Here is a 19,973-nt window from a genome sequence, read left to right as displayed (position 1 = left end):
GCAGCATGAAAGCTTTTACCCAGCACACTGGTCTTGTCGCGCCTCTGGATCGTGCCAACGTCGATACCGACCAGATCATTCCCAAGCAATTCCTGAAGTCCATCAAACGCACAGGCTTCGGTCCGAACCTGTTCGATGAATGGCGTTATCTGGATGTGGGCCAGCCTTACCAGGACAACTCCAAGCGGCCACTGAACAAGGACTTCGTGCTCAACGCCGAGCGTTATCAGGGCGCCAGCGTGCTGCTGGCCCGGGAGAACTTCGGTTGCGGCTCGAGCCGTGAACACGCGCCATGGGCCCTTGAAGAATACGGCTTCCGCAGCATCATCGCGCCAAGCTACGCCGACATCTTCTTCAACAACAGCTTCAAGAACGGTTTGCTGCCGATCATCCTCAGCGACGCCGAAGTGGACGAGCTGTTCCAGCAGGTCGAGGCCAACCCGGGTTATCAACTGCAGATCGACCTTGCAGCCCAGACCGTGACCCGTCCCGACGGCAAGGTGCTGAGCTTTGAGATCGATGCGTTCCGCAAGCATTGCCTGCTCAATGGCCTGGACGACATCGGTTTGACCCTGCAGGACGGTGAGGCGATTGCCGCGTTTGAAGCGAAGCATCGGGCGAGCCAGCCTTGGTTGTTTCGCGAGGTCTGATTTCGCATAAGGCATGACGACGCCATCGCGAGCAGGCTCGCTCCCACATTGGATTTGCGGTGTACCCAAAACCCTGTGGGAGCGAGCCGGCTCGCGAAGAGGCCAGCCCAGGCACTACAACACCCTAAGGACATCCCATGACCAGCACCGCCCACAGTCAGGTTGTACAAAAGCAATTCGGTGAACAGGCCTCGGCCTATCTGAGCAGTGCCGTGCACGCCCAGGGTGCCGAGTTCGCGCTGCTACAGGCTGCCCTGGCTGGGCATGGCAATGCCCGTGTGCTGGATCTGGGGTGCGGCGCCGGTCACGTGAGTTTTCACGTGGCGCCTCTGGCTGGTGAAGTGGTGGCCTATGACCTGTCCCGGCAGATGCTCGATGTCGTCGCTGCGGCGGCCGCGGAGCGTGGGCTGGGCAACATCACCACCGTGTGCGGTGCCGCCGAGCGCCTGCCATTCGCCGACGCTGAGTTCGAGTTCGTGTTCAGTCGCTATTCGGCGCATCATTGGGGCGACCTGGGCGTGGCGTTGCGGGAAGTGCGCCGGGTGCTCAAGCCGGGCGGCGTAGCGGCGTTCATTGATGTACTGTCGCCGGGCATGCCGTTGCTGGATACCTACCTGCAAAGCGTCGAGGTGCTGCGCGATACCAGTCATGTGCGCGATTATTCGGCGGCCGAGTGGTCACGCCAGGTCAGCGAAGCGGGGTTGCAGGTGAGCAGCACCTCTCGCCAGCGCCTGCGCCTGGAATACCGCTCCTGGGTCGAGCGCATGCGCACGCCCGAGGTGATGCGCGCGGCGATACTCGAGCTGCAGCGTTCGATGGGCGACGAAGTGCGTGAATATTTCGAGATTGAAGCCGATGGTTCTTTCAGTACGGATGTACTGGTGCTGTGGGCTGAGCGATAGGATTTTTCCTGGTCTGCCCGGAAGTAGAAAACCTGGCGCGCCGGTACAACAAACGAGGAAAGCATGAGCAAGCAGATTCTGATTCTCCCAGGCGACGGCATTGGCCCGGAAATCATGGCCGAAGCGGTCAAGGTCCTGGAATTGGCTAACGACAAGTACGGCCTGGGCTTCGAACTCAGCCACGACGTGATCGGCGGCGCGGCCATCGACAAGCACGGCGTGCCCCTGGCCGATGAGACCCTGGACCGTGCCCGCGCGGCCGATGCCGTGCTGTTGGGGGCCGTGGGTGGCCCGAAATGGGACAAAATCGAGCGCGACATCCGCCCCGAGCGCGGTCTGCTGAAGATTCGCGCGCAACTGGGCCTGTTCGGCAACCTGCGTCCGGCGATCCTCTACCCGCAACTGGCCGACGCTTCGAGTCTGAAGCCGGAAATCGTTTCGGGCCTGGACATCCTCATCGTCCGTGAACTGACCGGCGGTATCTACTTCGGTGCCCCGCGTGGTACTCGCGAGCTGGATAATGGCGAGCGTCAGGCCTACGACACCCTGCCGTACAGCGAGAGCGAAATCCGTCGTATCGCCCGGGTCGGCTTCGACATGGCCCGCGTGCGTGGCAAGAAGCTCTGCTCGGTGGATAAGGCCAATGTGCTGGCATCCAGCCAACTGTGGCGCGAAGTGGTCGAACAGGTGGCCAAGGATTACCCGGATGTCGAGCTGAGCCACATGTACGTCGACAACGCCGCCATGCAACTGGTGCGCGCGCCGAAGCAGTTCGACGTGATCGTCACTGACAACATGTTCGGCGACATCCTGTCCGACGAGGCGTCGATGCTCACCGGCTCCATCGGCATGCTGCCGTCGGCCTCCCTGGATGCCAACAACAAAGGCATGTACGAGCCGTGCCACGGTTCGGCGCCGGACATTGCCGGGCAGGGCATTGCCAACCCGTTGGCGACCATCCTGTCGGTGTCGATGATGCTGCGCTACAGCTTCAACCTCACTGATGCCGCCGACGCCATTGAAAAGGCCGTCAGTGTGGTGTTGGACCAGGGTTTGCGCACCGGCGACATCTGGTCGGCCGGTTGTACCAAAGTCGGTACGCAGCAAATGGGCGACGCGGTAGTCGCCGCGCTGCGGAATCTGTAATCTCTCCGGTCCACCGCTTCGACGGTGGCCCACTTTTGTATAGGTGCAGTTGCGATGAAACGTGTAGGTCTGATCGGTTGGCGGGGCATGGTCGGTTCCGTGCTCATGCAGCGAATGCTGGAAGAGCAGGATTTCGATCTCATCGAGCCGGTGTTCTTCACCACTTCCAATGTCGGTGGCCAAGGCCCATCCGTGGGCAAGGACACCGGTGCGCTCAAGGATGCCTACAGCATTGAAGAGCTCAAGACTCTCGATGTGATCCTGACGTGCCAGGGTGGCGACTACACCAGCGAAGTCTTCCCGAAACTGCGCGAAGCCGGCTGGCAGGGCTACTGGATCGACGCCGCTTCGAGCCTGCGTATGCAGGACGACGCGGTAATCATCCTCGACCCGGTCAACCGCAAGGTCATCGACCAGCAACTGGACGCCGGCACCAAGAACTACATCGGCGGCAACTGCACCGTCAGCCTGATGCTGATGGGCCTGGGCGGTCTGTTCGAAGCCGGTCTGGTGGAGTGGATGAGCGCCATGACCTATCAGGCGGCATCCGGTGCCGGCGCGCAGAACATGCGTGAGCTGATCAAGCAGATGGGCGCGACCCACGCCGCCGTCGCCGATGACCTGGCCAACCCGGCCAGCGCCATCCTGGACATCGACCGCAAGGTCGCCGAAGCGATGCGCAGCGATGCCTACCCGACCGAAAACTTCGGTGTGCCGCTGGCTGGCAGCCTGATCCCGTGGATCGACAAGGAACTGCCTAACGGCCAGAGCCGCGAAGAGTGGAAGGCCCAGGCCGAAACCAACAAGATCCTCGGTCGCTTCAAGAGCCCGATCCCGGTGGACGGCATCTGCGTGCGCATCGGCGCCATGCGTTGCCACAGCCAGGCGTTGACCATCAAACTGAACAAGGACGTGCCGATCGCCGATATCGAAGGGCTGATCAGCCAGCACAACCCTTGGGTCAAGCTGGTGCCGAACAACCGTGAAACCAGCATGCAGGAGCTGAGCCCGACCAAGGTCACCGGCACCCTGAACGTGCCGGTGGGACGCCTGCGCAAGCTGAACATGGGCTCGCAATTCGTCGGTGCCTTCACCGTCGGCGACCAACTGCTGTGGGGCGCGGCCGAACCGCTGCGTCGCATGCTGCGGATCCTGCTCGAGCGTTGATCGTTGCTGCTGTGAAAGAACCCGCGCCTTGTGAGAGGTGCGGGTTTTTTTATGGGTAATGTGTGTCTGGGGAGATCGCCATCGCGAGCAAGCTATGCTCCCACAATGAAACTCTCACAGTGGGTCTTCAATGAGCACCGGGCTTGTGGGAGCAAGGCTTGCCCGCGATTTGGTTGGTGCAATCAGCGCAAGAACTCCCCACCAATTGCCTGCATACCAACCACCCGGTAAAGTGCCGCTCCCCACGCATTACCCGAGGTAGACCCCATGAGCCAGTCCTTTGATATTGCCGTGATCGGCGCCACCGGTACTGTCGGCGAAACCCTCGTCCAGATTCTCGAAGAGCGGGATTTCCCCGTCGGCAACCTGCACCTGCTGGCCAGCAGTGAATCGGCAGGCAGTTCGGTGATGTTCCGCAACAAAAACGTGCGGGTGCGAGAAGTCGACGAGTTCGATTTCGGCAAAGTGCAACTGGTGTTCTTCGCTGCCGGTCCGGCGGTGACCCTGAGCTTCGCCCCGCGTGCTACCGCCGCCGGTTGTGCGCTCATCGACCTGTCCGGTGCCCTGCCGCCGGACCAGGCGCCGCAGATCGTGCCGGAGGCCAATGCCCAGGTGCTGGCGGGCCTCGGCAAGCCGTTCCAGGTGAGCAGTCCGAGTGCATCGGCCACCGCATTGGCCGTGGCGCTGGCCCCGTTGCGTGAGTGCCTGGATGTGCAGCGCATCAGCCTGACCGCCAGCCTCGCCGTGTCCGCCCAGGGGCGTGTCGCCGTGAGCGAGTTGGCGCGCCAGACCGCCGAGCTGCTCAACGCCCGTCCACTGGAGCCGACTTTCTTCGACCGCCAGATGGCGTTCAACCTGCTGGCTCAGGTCGGCACCCCGGATGAGCAGGGCCATACGCAGCTGGAAAAGCGCCTGGTACGCGAGCTGCGCCTGGTGCTGGATCAACCTTTGTTAAAGATTTCCGTTACTTGCATTCAAGCCCCGGTGTTTTTCGGCGATAGCTTTAGCGTGACCGTGCAGTCCGCGAACGCCGTCGACCTGGATCAGGTCAATGCAGCCCTGGAAGCGGCTCCCGGCATCGAGTTGGTGGAGGCGGGTGACTACCCGACACCAGTCGGTGATGCGGTGGGGCAGGATGTGGTGTATGTGGGGCGCGTGCGCAGTGGTATCGACGACCCGACGGAACTGAATATGTGGCTGACAACGGATAACGTGCGCAAGGGCGCGGCGCTCAATGCAGTGCAGGTGGCGGAGTTGTTGATAAAAGACCTGCTGTAAAAGATACTTGGCAACAATTTGTCGAATGATTCTAGCCGGGCGCTATGCTTGGTCTGGACGCTGAAGGCGAAAATCTCCCGCTGGGGACGTTCCCGGGCATGAGTAGAAACGATCGTGTGCCCCGTCGCTTCGGGGCTCTGCGAGATGCCTTGCGGCAGCGACATCAATACCTTCTCGCTGGCCGAGGAATGTTCAAACAAAGGAAGAGGCTATGGTTCAAGTTCGCAAACTGGTGTTAGCAATAGCGGCCGCCTCGGCGCTGTCCTCCGGTATGGCGCAAGCGCTCGGGCTCGGGGAACTGACCCTGAAGTCGACGCCGAACCAGCCTCTGGTCGCCGAGATCGAGCTGCTCGATGTCCAGCAACTGACCGCCGCCGAAGTTGTACCGAGCCTGGCCTCGCCCGAGGATTTCGCCAAGGCCGGCGTCGACCGCCAGGCGTTTCTGAATGACCTGACCTTCACCCCGGTGATCAATGCCAATGGCAAGAGCGTCCTGCGGGTGACCTCCAGCCGGCCACTGTCCGCGCCGCTGGTCAAGTTCCTCGTGCAGGTGATGTGGCCCAATGGCCGCTTGCTGCGTGACTACAGTGTACTGGTCGACCCGTCCAAGTTCTCGCCCCAGGCAGCCGAGGCTGCCCGACCGAAACCACCCCAGGTGGTGTCGACGCCGGTTACTGGCGCTACCAAGCCTTCCCAGTACACCACCACGCCGCGCGATACCCTCTGGGAAATCGCCGCCAAGGCCCGCAACGGCGGGTCCGTCCAGCAAACCATGCTGGCGATCCAGGCGCTGAACCCGCACGCTTTCATCAACGGCAATATCAACCTGCTCAAGACCGGCCAAGTCCTGCGCCTGCCGGACCCGGTTCAAAGCACTGCGTTGCCGCAACCCCAGGCCATTGCCGAAGTGGCTGCGCAGAACGCCGCCTGGCGGCAGGGGCGCCAAGGGCGTGCGACCGCGACACGTGGCGGCCAGCAGCTGGACGCGACCAAGCGTGGTCAGGGCGAAGCCGCACCGGCACAGACTGCCGGTCGCGATAACCTGAGCCTGGTGACGGCGGAGTCGGCGAAGGCAGGCAAGGGCAAAGGCAAGGGGGCGGCCGGCGATGCCCAGGCCCTGAGCAACAAGCTCGCGATCACCCAGGAAAGCCTCGACTCGGCTCGTCGTGACAATGAAGAGCTGAAAAGCCGCATGGCGGATCTGCAGAGCCAGTTGGACAAGCTGCAGCGCCTGATCGAACTGAAGAATAATCAGCTGGCGAAGATGCAGGCCGAAGGTGCCGCAGTTCCGCCAGCCAACGAAGCACCGCCGGCGATGTCGGCGCAGTTGACGCCCGCGCCATCGGCACAGGTCCCGGCGCCTGCCGCTGCACCGCAAGCTGCGCCTGAAGCGACACCCGAGGCGGCACCAGCAGCTGCTCCGGCCGAGCCCTCGCCGGTATCCAGCGAGCAGAAGTACAGCGACCTGCTGACCAACCCGATCCTGCTCGGCTTGGTCGGCGGTGGTGTATTGGTCCTGCTGTTGCTGCTGTTGTTGCTCGCCCGCCGCCGCAAGGCCCAGCAGGAAGCCGAGAAGCACCTGCGCATGGCCCGAGCCCTCGAGGAGGAGGCCGACTTCTCCCCGGAGCTCGATCTGCCCCCGAGCAGCTTCGAGGGCATTGAAGTACCAGCGCCAAGCGTAAAGCTTGATCCTAAGCCAGCCCCTGCGCCGGCCCCCAAGCCCGCTCCCCAGCCGGCTCCTGTGGTCGCGCCGGTAGTGGTCTCGCCGCCGATCGCCGCGCCATTGGTCGCCCCGGCTGCCGATCGCTTCGACGACGTCCTGGGCCAGGCCCAGGCCCACATCGATCGGGGTCGCTTGAACCAGGCGGCCGATCAGCTCGAGCAGGGCATCAAGGCCGAGCCACAACGCAGCGACCTGCGTCTGAAGTTGATGGAAGTCTACGGCCTGCAAGGCGACCGCGACGCGTTTGTCGCCCAGGAACGCCAACTGGTGGCCAATGGTGAGAACTTCGCCCAGGTCGAACAACTCAAGAGCCGCTTCCCGGCCATGGTGGTTGCCACCAGCGCCACCCTCGCTGCGGCGGCGGTGGCTGCCGAGCTGGACGCCCAGTACGTCAAGGAGCTGCTGGAAGAAACGCCGGCAACCAATGAAGAACTGGACAGTGCCTTCGATCTGAGCCTGGATGACCTGGAGAACACACCGACGGCGCCGGCCCCTGAGCCGGTACCGGAGCTGGATGCTTTTCCGATGGACGATGATCTGAGCTTCGAATCGGTGCTCAAGCAGCAGACCGAAGCCAACGAAAGCCTGGACGATCTGTCGGAGTTCGATCTGGACCTGGGTGCCGATGCGCCGGCTCCAGCCCTGGACGATGAAGATTTCCTGCTGGACCTGAGCGACGATCTCAAGGGGCTGGAAGAGCCTGCAGCCGACGCGCCGGCCTTGCTCGACACCCCGGCTGACGATCTCGAGCTGCCGGCGGATTTCGATCTGTCCCTGGCTGACGAGATGGACGCACCGAAGGATCCCTTCGAGTCCGAGCTGGACGATGTCAACGCCGAGCTGGATCGACTTTCCGACAGTCTTGGCCAGCCATCCTTTACGGCCGAAGACGCCCTGACCAGTGCCGAGGACGAGCCGGACTTCGACTTCCTCAGCGGCACCGATGAAGTGGCGACCAAGCTCGACCTGGCCCAGGCCTACATCGATATGGGCGACCACGACGGTGCCCGGGACATCCTCGGTGAAGTCCTCAGCGAAGGCGATGCCACCCAGAAGAGCGAAGCGCAGGAGATGCTCGCGCGCCTGGCGTGAGATTTCGGATGTAAGCGCAATCCTGTGGGAGCGGGCTTGCTCGCGAAGGCGGTGTGTCAGGCAGCATCAATGTTGGCTGGGCTACCGTTTCGCGAGCAAGCCCGCTCCCACAATGCTCTGTGCGCGCTGCGGATGCCCTGTAGGAGCGAGCCTGCTCGCGATGAGGCCGGCACATCCAGCAGCGGATCAACGGTTACACTGGCATCCCACTCCACCGGCCTTATAATGCCCGCCTTTGCGTACCTCAGCAGGCTGTAATTCCTTGGCAAACATAGACAATCCGGCTGCCGAAATGGCGGCTGACGGCTTTTTCCGGATCGCCTTGGGCGTTGAATACAAAGGCTCGCGTTATCGCGGCTGGCAGCGCCAGGCCTCCGGCGTTGCGACCGTGCAGGAAACCCTTGAAAGCGCGCTGTCCAAAGTCGCTGATTCCCCTGTATCGCTGCACTGCGCCGGACGCACCGATGCCGGCGTGCATGCCTGCGGCCAGGTGGTGCATTTCGACACCCAGGTCGAGCGATCGATGAAAGCCTGGGTCATGGGGGCCAACATCAACCTGCCCCATGACGTCAGCGTCAGTTGGGCCAAAGTGATGCCTGCACATTTCCATGCACGCTTCAAGGCCATTGCCCGGCGCTATCGCTACGTGATCTACAACGACCAGATCCGTCCGGCGCACTTGAACGAAGAAATCACCTGGAACCACCGTCCGCTGGATGTCGAGCGCATGGCTGAAGCCGCGCAGTACCTGGTCGGGGTTCACGATTTCAGCGCCTTTCGTGCCGGCCAGTGCCAGGCCAAGTCGCCGATCAAGGAACTGCATCATTTGCGCGTGACCCGTCACGGCAAGATGATCGTGCTCGACATCCGCGCCAGTGCATTCCTGCACCACATGGTGCGCAACATCGCCGGCGTGCTGATGACCATCGGTGCCGGTGAGCGGCCGGTGGAATGGATCAAGGAAGTGCTCGACAGCCGCATCCGCCGTTCCGGCGGCGTGACGGCGCACCCGTTTGGCTTGTACCTGGTGCAGGTCGAATATCGCGACGAGTTCGAGCTACCGGAGCGTTACATCGGGCCACATTTCCTCACCGGCTTCTCGGAACTCGACGGCTGACGCCCTCCGCTGCATTTGCTACCATCCGGGACTTTCACGGATTTAGCTGGGGTTTTGACAACATGTCGGTCGTTCGCAGCAAGATTTGCGGGATCACCCGCGTCGAGGACGCGCTGGCAGCTGTCGAGGCCGGAGCCGATGCCATCGGGCTGGTGTTCTATGCCAGGAGCCCGCGGGCGGTGAGCGTGCAGCAGGCGAGGGCGATCATCCAGGCCTTGCCGCCGTTCGTGACTGCGGTCGGTCTGTTCGTCAACGCCAGCCGTTGCGAGCTGGGCGAGTTACTCGATGCGGTGCCGCTGGGCCTGTTGCAGTTTCATGGCGACGAAACGCCAGCCGATTGCGAGGGCTGGCACCGCCCCTACGTCAAAGCGTTGCGAGTCAAGGCGGGGGATGACATCGCGGCTGCTTGCGAGACATTTGCCAGTGCCAGCGGCATTTTGCTGGACACATATGTGGAGGGCGTTCCTGGCGGTACCGGTGAAGCATTCGACTGGTCGTTGGTACCCCATGGCCTGAGCAAGCCGATCATCCTCGCCGGTGGCCTGACGGCTGACAATGTGGCCGAAGCGATTCGCCAGGTCCGTCCTTACGCGGTGGACGTGAGCGGTGGGGTTGAGCAGGGCAAGGGTATCAAGGATCCGGCGAAGATCCGGGCATTCATGGCCGCTGTGCGCAGCAGCCAGTTGCCAATGTGACGGCTGGCAGACTGCCGCCGTCCATACCTGCACTGTATACAGCAGGCAGGCGCCGCCTCCGGGCGGGCCGTATAGCGTAGCGGCAACCGCGGTGCAGCGGTTGCAGGAATGGTTGAGGGAGGTTGGGCTGCACGCAGGTCATGTTTCGCGCTGACCGTGGTGGCTTTTCGGCCCTCGCCGCACAATGAATTTAGCTCAAGGGCATACGCGGGGCCGCGAACCAGAGCGTTCGGGCCGCCGGTACTGGAGAAAGAAAGCATGAGCAACTGGTTGGTAGACAAACTGATCCCTTCGATCATGCGTTCCGAGGTGAAGAAAAGCTCGGTGCCTGAAGGTCTGTGGCACAAATGTCCATCCTGCGAAGCGGTGCTGTACCGCCCGGAGCTGGAAAAGACCCTGGACGTTTGCCCCAAGTGCAATCATCACATGCGCATCGGCGCGCGTGCCCGTATCGATATTTTCCTGGATGCTGAAGGCCGTGTTGAGCTGGGTGCGGACCTGGAGCCCGTGGATCGCCTGAAATTCCGTGATGGCAAGAAGTACAAGGATCGCCTGACTGCGGCCCAGAAGCAGACCGGCGAAAAAGACGCCCTGGTGTCCATGAGTGGCACCCTGCTGGGCATGCCAGTGGTGGTTTCGGCCTTCGAGTTCTCCTTCATGGGCGGGTCCATGGGTGCCATCGTCGGTGAGCGTTTCGTTCGCGCCGCCAACTATGCCCTGGAAAACCGTTGCCCAATGATCTGCTTCGCTGCTTCCGGCGGCGCACGGATGCAGGAAGCGCTGATCTCGCTGATGCAGATGGCCAAGACCTCTGCCGTCCTGGCGCGTCTACGCGAAGAGGGCCTTCCATTTATCTCGGTGCTGACCGATCCGGTCTACGGCGGCGTTTCCGCCAGCCTGGCAATGCTGGGCGACGTGATCGTCGGCGAGCCCAAAGCCCTGATCGGCTTCGCCGGCCCGCGGGTCATCGAGCAAACCGTGCGCGAAAAACTGCCGGAAGGCTTCCAGCGCAGTGAGTTCCTTCTGGAACACGGTGCCATCGACATGATCATCCATCGCCAGGAGCTGCGTCCGCGCCTGGGCAACCTGTTGGCTCAACTGATGGGCCTGCCGACGCCTCAGTACGTCGCCGCACCCATCGAGCCGATGGTGGTTCCGCCGGTGCCTGCCGGGCTATGACCGAACGCACCCTGGGCGACTGGCTGGCCTATCTCGAGCAATTGCATCCATCGGCCATCGACATGGGGCTGGAGCGCTCGCAAGCGGTCATGTCCCGCATGGGGCTGGGCAAGCCGGCACCCCGGGTCATCACCGTCACCGGCACCAACGGAAAGGGCTCGACCTGTGCCTTCGTGGCCTCGCTGCTGCGGGCCCAGGGGCTGAGCGTCGGGGTCTACAGTTCGCCGCACCTTCTGCGTTACAACGAGCGGGTACAGGTCAACGGCGTCGAAGCCGCCGATGCCGAGCTGTGCGAGGCCTTCGCCGCGGTGGACGCCGGGCGGGGCGAGGTCTCCCTCACGTACTTCGAGATGGGCACCCTGGCGGCCTTCTGGCTGTTCTCCCGTGCCGGTCTCGACGCCGTTGTGCTGGAAGTCGGCCTGGGTGGGCGACTGGACACGGTCAACCTGGTGGACGCGGACATTGCATTGGTCACCAGTATCGGCGTGGACCATGCCGATTACCTGGGCGATACCCGCGAATCCGTGGCCTTCGAGAAGGCCGGTATCTTTCGTCAGGGCGCGCCTGCGCTCTGCGGTGATCTCAATCCTCCGCAACCGCTGTTGGACAAGGCCCGTGAACTGGCCTGTCCGTTCTTCCTGCGGGGGCGGGATTTCGATCTGGCCATGACCGAGCAGCATTGGCAATGGCGCGGCAGCGATCTGCAGGGAAATCCGGTGGAGTTGCACGACCTGCCGCTGCTGGATCTGCCGATGGAGAACGCCGCGCTGGCGCTCCAGGCCTACCTGCTGCTGGGTTTGCCATGGGACGCCGGGCAGATCGTCGAAGCGTTGCAGACGACCCGCATCGTCGGTCGTCTTGATCGGCGCCAGTTCCAGTGGCAGGGCAAGCGTTTGAACCTGTTGCTGGATGTCGGCCATAACCCTCATGCGGCCCAATACCTGGCTGAGCGCCTGGCGCGGCGGCCGGTGGTTGGGCGGCGCCTGGCGGTGTTCGGGTTGCTGTCCGACAAGGATCTGGATGGCGTGGTCGAGGCGTTGGATGCTAGTGTCCAGCACTGGGCGGTAACGCCCCTGGATTCGCCGCGCTCACGTTCCGCCGCCGAATTGCAGGCGGCCTTGCAGCGTCGTGGTGCTTCGGTGGATGCTTACGACAGTGTGGCTGCCGCGTTGGAAGGGCAGTGCGCCGTGGCAACGGCCGATGACGAAATCCTGTTGTTCGGATCATTTTTTTGCGTCGCCGAGGCCTTGCAGTGGCTGGGCCGGCGCTCCACGGAGGAAGCTGCAGATGGCATTGCTCGATAAGGCATACAAGCAGCGCATGGTGGGGGCCCTGGTATTGGTGGCCCTGGCGGTGATTTTCCTGCCGATGCTGTTTTCCCGTCAGGACGAGCAGCGCCAGGTCACGGTCGATGCACCCGTCGCGCCCCAGGCACCATCGCTTCCGCCTGTGCAGGTCGAGCCGGTAACGGTGCCCGACCCTCAGGCGCTGCCCCAGGAGCCTGTCCCGAGCGACGAGGAGCTGGCTGAGCAAGCGGCCGCGCCGTCTGCCCCCATCCCCGCAGCACCGGCTGTTTCGAACAAGCCTGTTGTCGCTCCGGCCCCTGCGCCCGCTCCGGCGGCCCCGGCGGTCAAGCCCGCGCCGACTCAACCGATCACTGCTGCGCCGACCAGGCCGGACACCAGCCAGAGTCGCGTGGACGCTAACGGTTTGTCGGTCAGTTGGTCCGTGCAACTGGCCAGTCTGAGCAGTCGCGAAAGCGCGGAAAATCTGCAGAAATCCCTGCGTAGCCAGGGCTACAATGCCTACATCCGCTCCGCCGATGGCAAGAACCGGGTGTTTGTTGGTCCGCTGATCGAGCGTGCCGAAGCCGACCGTCTGCGCGACCTGCTCGGCCGGCAGCAGAATCTCAAGGGTTTTGTGGTGCGTTTTCAGCCGGAGCGCGGCTAAGCGCCTGATTTCACTCCCCCTGACAATCGCAGCTTACCGACAGCCCTGGGCTCTGCTAAAATGCGCCGCCTTATCCGTCTGCAGGCTGCACCGTGCCATTTACCTGGGTTGACTGGGCGATCGTTGCGATCATCGCCATCTCCGCATTGATCAGTCTGAGCCGAGGCTTCGTCAAGGAAGCCCTCTCGCTGCTGACCTGGATCATCGCGGGAATCGTCGCCTGGATGTTTGGTGGCTCGCTGTCCCAGTACCTCGCCGGATACATCGAAACGCCGTCGGCCCGCGTGATCGCGGGTTGTGCCATCTTGTTTGTCGCCACCTTGCTGGTTGGCGCAATGATCAACTATCTGATCGGCGAACTGATTCGCGTCACCGGGCTTTCCGGGACGGACCGGTTCCTGGGCATGGCCTTTGGCGCTGCGCGTGGTGCGTTGCTGGTGGTCGTGGCCGTCGGGCTGCTGAGCCTGGGGCCGGTACAACAGGATTCGTGGTGGCAGGAGTCCCGGCTCGTGCCACAATTTCTATTGGTCGCAGACTGGTCAAAAAACCTGATCCTGGGTTGGAGCAGTCAGTGGCTTGCCAGCGGTATCAGCGTACCCGCTGAAATACCGTTCAAGGAACACCTCTTGCCGACGGCCAAAACGCCGCAGTGAGAGTTGTTCAGTTCAGATCCATTAAGTAGGGGTTGCGTCGCATGTGTGGCATCGTCGGTATCGTCGGTAAGTCGAACGTCAATCAGGCGCTGTATGACGCGCTAACCGTGCTCCAGCACCGCGGCCAGGACGCTGCCGGTATCGTGACCAGCCATGACGGCCGGTTATTCCTGCGCAAGGACAACGGTCTGGTGCGTGACGTGTTCCACCAGCGTCACATGCAGCGCCTGGTTGGCCACATGGGTATCGGCCATGTGCGCTACCCGACAGCGGGCAGTTCGACCTCGGCCGAAGCCCAGCCGTTCTACGTCAACTCGCCGTACGGCATCACCCTGGCGCACAACGGCAACCTGACCAACGTCGAGCAGTTGGCCAAGGAGATCTACGAGTCTGACCTGCGCCACGTCAACACCAATTCCGACTCGGAAGTGATGCTCAACGTGTTCGCCCACGAGCTGGCCCAGCGTGGCAAGCTGCAGCCGACCGAGGAGGACGTGTTCGCCGCCGTGACTGAGGTGCATAACCGCTGCGTCGGTGGCTACTCGGTGGTGGCGATGGTTACCGGCTATGGTATCGTCGGTTTCCGCGACCCCCACGGCATTCGTCCTATCGTCTTCGGCCAGCGTCACACCGACGAAGGCGTCGAGTACATGATCGCCTCCGAGAGCGTCTCCCTGGACGTGCTGGGTTTTACCCTGATTCGCGACCTGGCCCCGGGCGAAGCGGTCTACATCACTGAAGACGGCAAGTTGTTCACGCGCCAGTGCGCGACCAACCCGAGCCTCACGCCGTGCATCTTCGAACACGTCTACCTGGCGCGTCCGGACTCGATCATCGACGGCATCTCGGTCTACAAGGCCCGTCTGCGCATGGGCGAGAAACTGGCCGAGAAGATCCTGCGCGAGCGTCCGGACCATGACATCGACGTGGTCATCCCTATTCCGGACACCAGCCGCACCGCGGCCCTGGAGCTGGCGAACCACCTGGGCGTCAAGTTCCGCGAAGGCTTCGTGAAGAACCGCTACATCGGCCGGACCTTCATCATGCCGGGCCAGGCTGCACGGAAAAAGTCCGTGCGCCAGAAGCTCAATGCCATCGAGCTGGAGTTCCGTGGCAAGAACGTGATGCTGGTGGACGACTCCATCGTACGTGGCACGACCTGCAAGCAGATCATCCAGATGGCCCGCGAAGCCGGCGCCAAGAACGTGTACTTCTGCTCGGCGGCCCCGGCCGTGCGCTACCCGAACGTCTACGGCATCGACATGCCGAGTGCCCATGAGCTGATCGCTCATAACCGCACGACCCAGGAGGTCGCCGACCTGATCGGTGCCGACTGGCTGATCTACCAGGACCTGCCGGACTTGATCGAAGCCGTGGGCGGCGGCAAGATCAAGATCGAACAGTTCGACTGCGCGGTGTTCGACGGCAAGTACGTTACCGGCGACGTCGACGAGGCCTACCTGAACAAGATCGAAAGCGCTCGCAACGATGCGTCCAAGGCCAAGACCCAGGCGGTCAGCGCGATCATCGATCTGTACAACAACTAAAGTGACAAACCGGCCCTGAGGGGCCGGTTTGCGTTTGACCGATTGCAGGAGTGACAGCATGAGTCAGGATTGGGATGCCGGTCGGCTGGACAGCGACCTTGAAGGCGTAGCGTTCGACACCCTGGCGGTTCGCGCCGGTCAGCACCGCACGCCGGAAGCCGAACACGGCGATCCGATGTTCTTCACCTCCAGCTACGTGTTCCGTACCGCGGCCGACGCGGCGGCGCGGTTCGCCGGTGAAGTGCCGGGTAATGTCTACTCGCGCTACACCAACCCCACCGTACGTGCTTTCGAAGAACGTATTGCCGCGCTGGAAGGTGCCGAGCAGGCGGTTGCCACCGCCACCGGCATGGCGGCGATCATGGCCGTGGTGATGAGCCTGTGCAGTGCCGGTGACCATGTGCTGGTATCGCGCAGCGTTTTCGGCTCGACCATCAGCCTGTTCGAAAAGTACTTCAAGCGCTTCGGCGTGGAAGTCGATTACGTGCCCCTGGCGGATTTGTCCGCCTGGGATGCGGCGATCAAGGCCAATACCAAATTGCTGTTTGTCGAGTCACCGTCCAACCCGTTGGCCGAACTGGTGGACATTGCCGCGTTGGCGCAAATCGCCCACGCCAAGGGCGCCATGCTGGTGGTCGACAACTGTTTCTGCACCCCGGCGCTGCAACAACCGTTGAAGCTGGGCGCAGACGTGGTGGTGCATTCGGCTACCAAGTTCATCGACGGCCAGGGTCGTTGCATGGGTGGCGTGGTAGCCGGTCGCAGTGAGCAGATGAAAGAAGTGGTGGGCTTTTTGCGCACCGCCGGTCCGACCCTCAGCCCGTTCAACGCCTGGGTCTTCCTCAAGGGCCTGGAAACCCTGGGTCTGCGCATGAAAGCCCATTGTGCCAACGCCCAGGCCTTGGCCGAATGGCTGGAGCAGCAGGACGGCATCGAGAAGGTGCATTACGCCGGCCTCAAGAGCCATCCGCAACACGACCTGGCCCTGCGTCAGCAGCGCGGTTTCGGTGCCGTGGTGAGTTTCGAGGTCAAGGGGGGCAAGGAGGGCGCCTGGCGCTTCATCGACGCCACTCGGCTGGTGTCCATCACCGCCAACCTGGGCGACAGCAAGACCACCATCACCCATCCGAGCACCACCTCCCACGGCCGTCTGTCGCCCCAGGAGCGTGAAGCAGCCGGGATCCGCGACAGCCTGATCCGCGTCGCGGTCGGCCTGGAAGACGTGGCCGACCTGCAAGCCGATCTGGCGCGTGGGTTGGCGGCCTTGTGATCGAGCTGGCAACGCCGCCGAGCGGCACCCATGGCCGGGTTGCACTGGTGACGGGCGCCGCCCGGGGCATTGGCTTGGGCATCGCCGCCTGGTTGATCTGTGAAGGCTGGCAAGTGGTGCTGACCGACCTGGATCGTGAGCGCGGTTCCAAGGTTGCCAAGGCGTTGGGCGATAATGCCTGGTTCATCGCCATGGACGTGGCAGACGAAGCCCAGGTCGCCAACGGTATTGCCGAGGTACTGGGCCAGTTCGGCCGGCTCGACGCGCTGGTGTGCAACGCGGCCATTGCCGACCCGCACAACATCACCCTTGAAAGCCTGGACCTGGCCCACTGGAATCGGGTCCTGGCGGTGAACCTCGGTGGGCCTATGCTGCTGGCCAAGCACAGTGCGCCTTATCTGCGTGCCCACAATGGCGCCATCGTCAACCTGGCCTCGACCCGCGCCGCGCAGTCGGAGCCCGACACCGAAGCCTATGCGGCAAGCAAGGGTGGCCTGCTGGCCCTGACCCATGCCTTGGCGATCAGCCTCGGACCAGAGATTCGGGTCAATGCTGTCAGTCCTGGCTGGATCGACGCACGGGACCCGTCCCTGCGCCGTTCAGAGCCACTGACCGACGCCGATCACGCCCAGCATCCAGCGGGTAGGGTAGGCACGGTAGAGGATGTGGCGGCGATGGTGGCGTGGCTGTTGTCGCGCAATGCCGGTTTCGTCACGGGCCAGGAGTTCGTGGTGGACGGCGGCATGACCAAGAAAATGATTTACGAGTGAGAAGCGGCGAAGCTCTCTATTCGAAACTGTTTTGAAAAAACTTCAACCCTGCTATTGACTTAGCTTCGGTACCTGCGTAAATTTCGCGGCCTCAGCGAAGCAAAGGGTGATTAGCTCAGCCGGGAGAGCGTCTGCCTTACAAGCAGAATGTCGGCGGTTCGATCCCGTCATCACCCACCATGTTTCATGAGAGTCTTGCGAAAGCAGGACGGAAGCTGTCAAAAGCCTCCACCGACGCGCAGCGGTAGTTCAGTCGGTTAGAATACCGGCCTGTCACGCCGGGGGTCGCGGGTTCGAGTCCCGTCCGCTGCGCCATATTTTCCGAGTCAGGTTCGCCTGGTTCGAGATCAAGCCAAAGGGTTTGATCAGACGAGTCAAATGGACGCAAGTCCACAGCGATACGCAGCGGTAGTTCAGTCGGTTAGAATACCGGCCTGTCACGCCGGGGGTCGCGGGTTCGAGTCCCGTCCGCTGCGCCATATCTGCTTCGAGGCCCACTGAACGCCTTGGAGCCAGGAAGAAAGCCGAAACGCCTCTTCTGATCGATAGCAAAGACCCTGGTCGAAAGATCGGGGTTTTTTGTTTCTGCAATTCACGTCAGGCCTGCGACTATTCCAGTTTCTGAAAGAGTGGATTGTAGTTTGTGCGGATTCCGTCGCAGGTACATCGGGAGGAATATGAGCGCTCACGCTCACCTCCGCAGGGGGTGAAAGAACCCTGACCGTAGCCGCTGGCGCGCAATTTTCGCCGCGTGCGCGAGGTGACCTCGAATGGATAAAGTCTCAACTGCACAACCTTCCCCCTGGCATGAGGGCGAGTTGACCTTGCAGCGCGCAGTCGGTGCGGTCGACATGATGGTGAGTGTCGGCCAGCGGCAACTGGCCCGGTCGTGGATGCCGGACCAGCATCGCGAATTCTATGCCCAGCTACCCTTCGTGGTGTTGGGAGCTGTGGATCGGCAAGGTGATGTATGGGCCACGATATGCACGGGCCAACCTGGCTTCATGCATTCTCCCACGCCGGAGCGTTTGCACATCAGCCTCCAGCCGCAGCCCGACGACCCCGCCCAGGATGGCATGCAGCAGGGCGATGCCATTGGCATGCTCGGCATCGAGTTGCATACCCGTCGACGCAACCGCATGAATGGCAACGTACTGCGTCCATCGGATGAGGGTATTGAAATCGCCGTGACCCAGGCCTACGGCAACTGCCCGCGCTACATCAATCTGCGCCAATATGCCTTCGTCGACGAGACAGCGGGCGCCGTGCTTGAGTTGATCAGCGCGGACCCACAGGTACGGCGCATGGTCACTGCGGCCGACTCGTTCTATGTCGCGACCTACGTCGTGCGCGACGGCCAGAACCAGGTCGATGCTTCGCATCGCGGCGGCAAACCCGGTTTTGTGCGAATGGAAGAAGACGGGACGCTGACCATTCCGGACTTCTCCGGGAATCTGTTCTTCAACACCCTGGGCAACATCCTGCTGAACCCCCGGGCCGGACTGGTGTTTATCGACTTCCAGAGCGGTGACCTGCTGCAAATGAGCGGTTCAGCCGAGGTGCTGCTCGACAGCCCCGAAATTGCCGCGTTCCAGGGTGCCGAGCGGCTGTGGCGCTTCAAGCCGCAGCGTATCGTTTACCGTCAGGCCGCTATCCCGTTGCGCTGGACAGACACGGCCGAAGGGGCTTCACCCAATTCGATGATGACGGGCAGTTGGGAGCAGGCGACCGAGCGCTTGCAGGCCGAAGCCCTGCGCAGTCACTGGCGTTCGATGCGGGTGGAGCGCATCGTGGATGAGAGCCGGAGCATTCGGTCGTTCTATCTGCAAGCCAGCGACGGCGTCGGCCTACCCCGTTTCGAGCCGGGGCAGCATTTGCCCGTGCGGGTTCTGCTGGAAGGGCAGCAGGTACCCTCGATTCGTACCTACAGTGTCTCCAGTTCACCGTCGGATGAATTCTTGCGCATCAGCGTCAAGCGCGACGGCTCGGTGTCTTCGCATCTGCATGAGCGGATTCAAGTCGGGGACTGGATCGAAGCCCGCGCGCCTCAAGGGGATTTCACGGTCCAGGCTTCCGAACGGCGTCCATTGGTACTGCTGGGCGCGGGCGTTGGCATCACGCCGTTGCTGTCGATGTTGCGCGAAGTGGTCTATCAAGGGAAGCGCATCAATCGCATGCGGCCGACATGGCTGATACAAAGCAGCCGTTCAGTGGCCGACCTGGCCTTTCGTGATGAGGTCGACGAGTTGGTGGCCCGTGCGGGAGACAAGATCAAGGTCCTGCGCGTGGTCAGTCAGCCGCCCATCGACGGTTCAGCCGACAGCTACGACATGGCCGGCCGCATCGATGTCGAACTGCTCAAGACCTTGCTCCCGCTGAATGACTACGACTACTACCTCTGCGGGCCGGGGAGTTTTACCCAGGCGCTGTACGATGGGCTGCGCACATTGCGCATTCCCGATGATCGCATTCATGCCGAAACCTTCGGACCGTCAACGTTGGTCCGTGACATTGAAGTCAGCGTGCCGGCGGCGGAACAAGTGCCCATGGCCGATGAACCGGTGAAAGTCCTGTTCGCCACCTCGGGCAAGGAAGCGCGCTGGGAGCCTGGCACCGGGACGTTGCTCGAACTGGCGGAAGCGCGGGGCCTGAATCCGGAGTTCAGTTGCCGCGGAGGCTCGTGCGGTACCTGCAAGACCCGGCTGAGCAGTGGTCAGGTGCATTACCTCAATACGCCGGCGCAACGACTGGAGGCGGATGAGGTGTTGATCTGCTGCGCCGTGCCGGCGCAGGGGAGTGAGACGTTGGTGCTGGACGTCTGAAGGCGTTTGGAG

16 protein-coding genes and 3 tRNA genes are annotated in these 19,973 nt (G+C 62.6%); all 19 read left to right on the top strand.

The genetic code is table 11. From position 1 onward, the window contains the following. Positions 1–5: 5 nt before the first annotated feature. The 19 genes from leuD to AD665_RS26170 all read left to right on the top strand — a co-directional run bounded on the left by leuD (position 6) and on the right by AD665_RS26170 (position 19,961). Positions 6–650: a 3-isopropylmalate dehydratase small subunit gene (leuD, locus tag AD665_RS26260; protein WP_053194376.1), complete on the top strand. Its 645-nt coding sequence runs from the start codon at positions 6–8 to the stop codon at positions 648–650. A 137-nt stretch (positions 651–787) separates the two neighbouring features. Further along, positions 788–1,552, top strand: coding sequence for a class I SAM-dependent methyltransferase (locus AD665_RS26255; protein ID WP_024779163.1), 765 nt, complete (start codon positions 788–790; stop codon positions 1,550–1,552). Between the two features lie 63 nt (positions 1,553–1,615). Next, entirely contained in the window at positions 1,616–2,698 is a 1,083-nt protein-coding gene (leuB, locus tag AD665_RS26250; protein ID WP_024779162.1) for a 3-isopropylmalate dehydrogenase, read from the top strand. A 54-nt stretch (positions 2,699–2,752) separates the two neighbouring features. Continuing rightward, the gene (gene asd / locus AD665_RS26245; RefSeq protein WP_024779161.1) at positions 2,753–3,865 is read left to right on the top strand and encodes an aspartate-semialdehyde dehydrogenase; all 1,113 of its coding nucleotides are present in this window, start codon (positions 2,753–2,755) and stop codon (positions 3,863–3,865) included. Between the two features lie 267 nt (positions 3,866–4,132). Further along, positions 4,133–5,143 (top strand): aspartate-semialdehyde dehydrogenase, encoded by a 1,011-nt coding sequence (locus tag AD665_RS26240; protein ID WP_053194375.1) that lies wholly within the window; start codon positions 4,133–4,135, stop codon positions 5,141–5,143. A gap of 211 nt (positions 5,144–5,354) precedes the next feature. Continuing rightward, on the top strand, positions 5,355–7,958 hold the full coding sequence (locus AD665_RS26235) for a motility hub landmark protein FimV (RefSeq protein ID WP_024779159.1): 2,604 nt from the start codon (positions 5,355–5,357) through the stop codon (positions 7,956–7,958). Positions 7,959–8,250: 292 nt separating this feature from the next. Then, on the top strand, positions 8,251–9,075 hold the full coding sequence (truA, locus tag AD665_RS26230) for a tRNA pseudouridine(38-40) synthase TruA (RefSeq protein ID WP_024779158.1): 825 nt from the start codon (positions 8,251–8,253) through the stop codon (positions 9,073–9,075). A 62-nt stretch (positions 9,076–9,137) separates the two neighbouring features. Further along, positions 9,138–9,770, top strand: coding sequence for a phosphoribosylanthranilate isomerase (locus tag AD665_RS26225; RefSeq protein ID WP_024779157.1), 633 nt, complete (start codon positions 9,138–9,140; stop codon positions 9,768–9,770). A gap of 258 nt (positions 9,771–10,028) precedes the next feature. Beyond that, the gene (gene accD / locus AD665_RS26220; RefSeq protein ID WP_024779156.1) at positions 10,029–10,949 is read left to right on the top strand and encodes an acetyl-CoA carboxylase, carboxyltransferase subunit beta; all 921 of its coding nucleotides are present in this window, start codon (positions 10,029–10,031) and stop codon (positions 10,947–10,949) included. Then, the gene (gene folC / locus AD665_RS26215; RefSeq protein WP_053194374.1) at positions 10,946–12,253 is read left to right on the top strand and encodes a bifunctional tetrahydrofolate synthase/dihydrofolate synthase; all 1,308 of its coding nucleotides are present in this window, start codon (positions 10,946–10,948) and stop codon (positions 12,251–12,253) included. Before accD ends, folC begins: the two co-directional genes overlap by 4 nt. Beyond that, entirely contained in the window at positions 12,237–12,899 is a 663-nt protein-coding gene (locus tag AD665_RS26210) for an SPOR domain-containing protein (protein WP_024779154.1), read from the top strand. The genes folC and AD665_RS26210 overlap by 17 nt, the downstream gene beginning before the upstream one ends. 92 nt (positions 12,900–12,991) lie before the next feature. Beyond that, a complete protein-coding gene (locus AD665_RS26205; protein ID WP_024779153.1) occupies positions 12,992–13,552 on the top strand; it encodes a CvpA family protein in 561 nt (186 codons plus the stop codon). Positions 13,553–13,593: 41 nt separating this feature from the next. Continuing rightward, on the top strand, positions 13,594–15,099 hold the full coding sequence (purF, locus tag AD665_RS26200; protein WP_024779152.1) for an amidophosphoribosyltransferase: 1,506 nt from the start codon (positions 13,594–13,596) through the stop codon (positions 15,097–15,099). 58 nt (positions 15,100–15,157) lie between these two features. Then, complete coding sequence (locus tag AD665_RS26195) at positions 15,158–16,369, top strand: O-succinylhomoserine sulfhydrylase (protein ID WP_053194373.1); 1,212 nt, start codon at positions 15,158–15,160, stop codon at positions 16,367–16,369. Further along, entirely contained in the window at positions 16,366–17,139 is a 774-nt protein-coding gene (locus AD665_RS26190; protein WP_053194372.1) for an SDR family oxidoreductase, read from the top strand. The genes AD665_RS26195 and AD665_RS26190 overlap by 4 nt, the downstream gene beginning before the upstream one ends. A 104-nt stretch (positions 17,140–17,243) precedes the next feature. Next, positions 17,244–17,319, top strand: a tRNA-Val gene (locus AD665_RS26185). Between the two features lie 58 nt (positions 17,320–17,377). Continuing rightward, positions 17,378–17,454: transfer RNA gene (locus AD665_RS26180), tRNA-Asp, on the top strand. 87 nt (positions 17,455–17,541) lie between these two features. After that, positions 17,542–17,618: transfer RNA gene (locus AD665_RS26175), tRNA-Asp, on the top strand. Positions 17,619–17,909: 291 nt separating this feature from the next. Then, positions 17,910–19,961 (top strand): 2Fe-2S iron-sulfur cluster-binding protein, encoded by a 2,052-nt coding sequence (locus tag AD665_RS26170; RefSeq protein WP_053194371.1) that lies wholly within the window; start codon positions 17,910–17,912, stop codon positions 19,959–19,961. The last annotated feature ends 12 nt before the right edge of the window (positions 19,962–19,973 follow it).

It is taken from the genome of Pseudomonas corrugata (assembly GCF_001269905.1).
Lineage (GTDB): Bacteria > Pseudomonadota > Gammaproteobacteria > Pseudomonadales > Pseudomonadaceae > Aquipseudomonas > Aquipseudomonas corrugata.
This window is presented reverse-complemented; position numbering and strand designations above follow the sequence as displayed.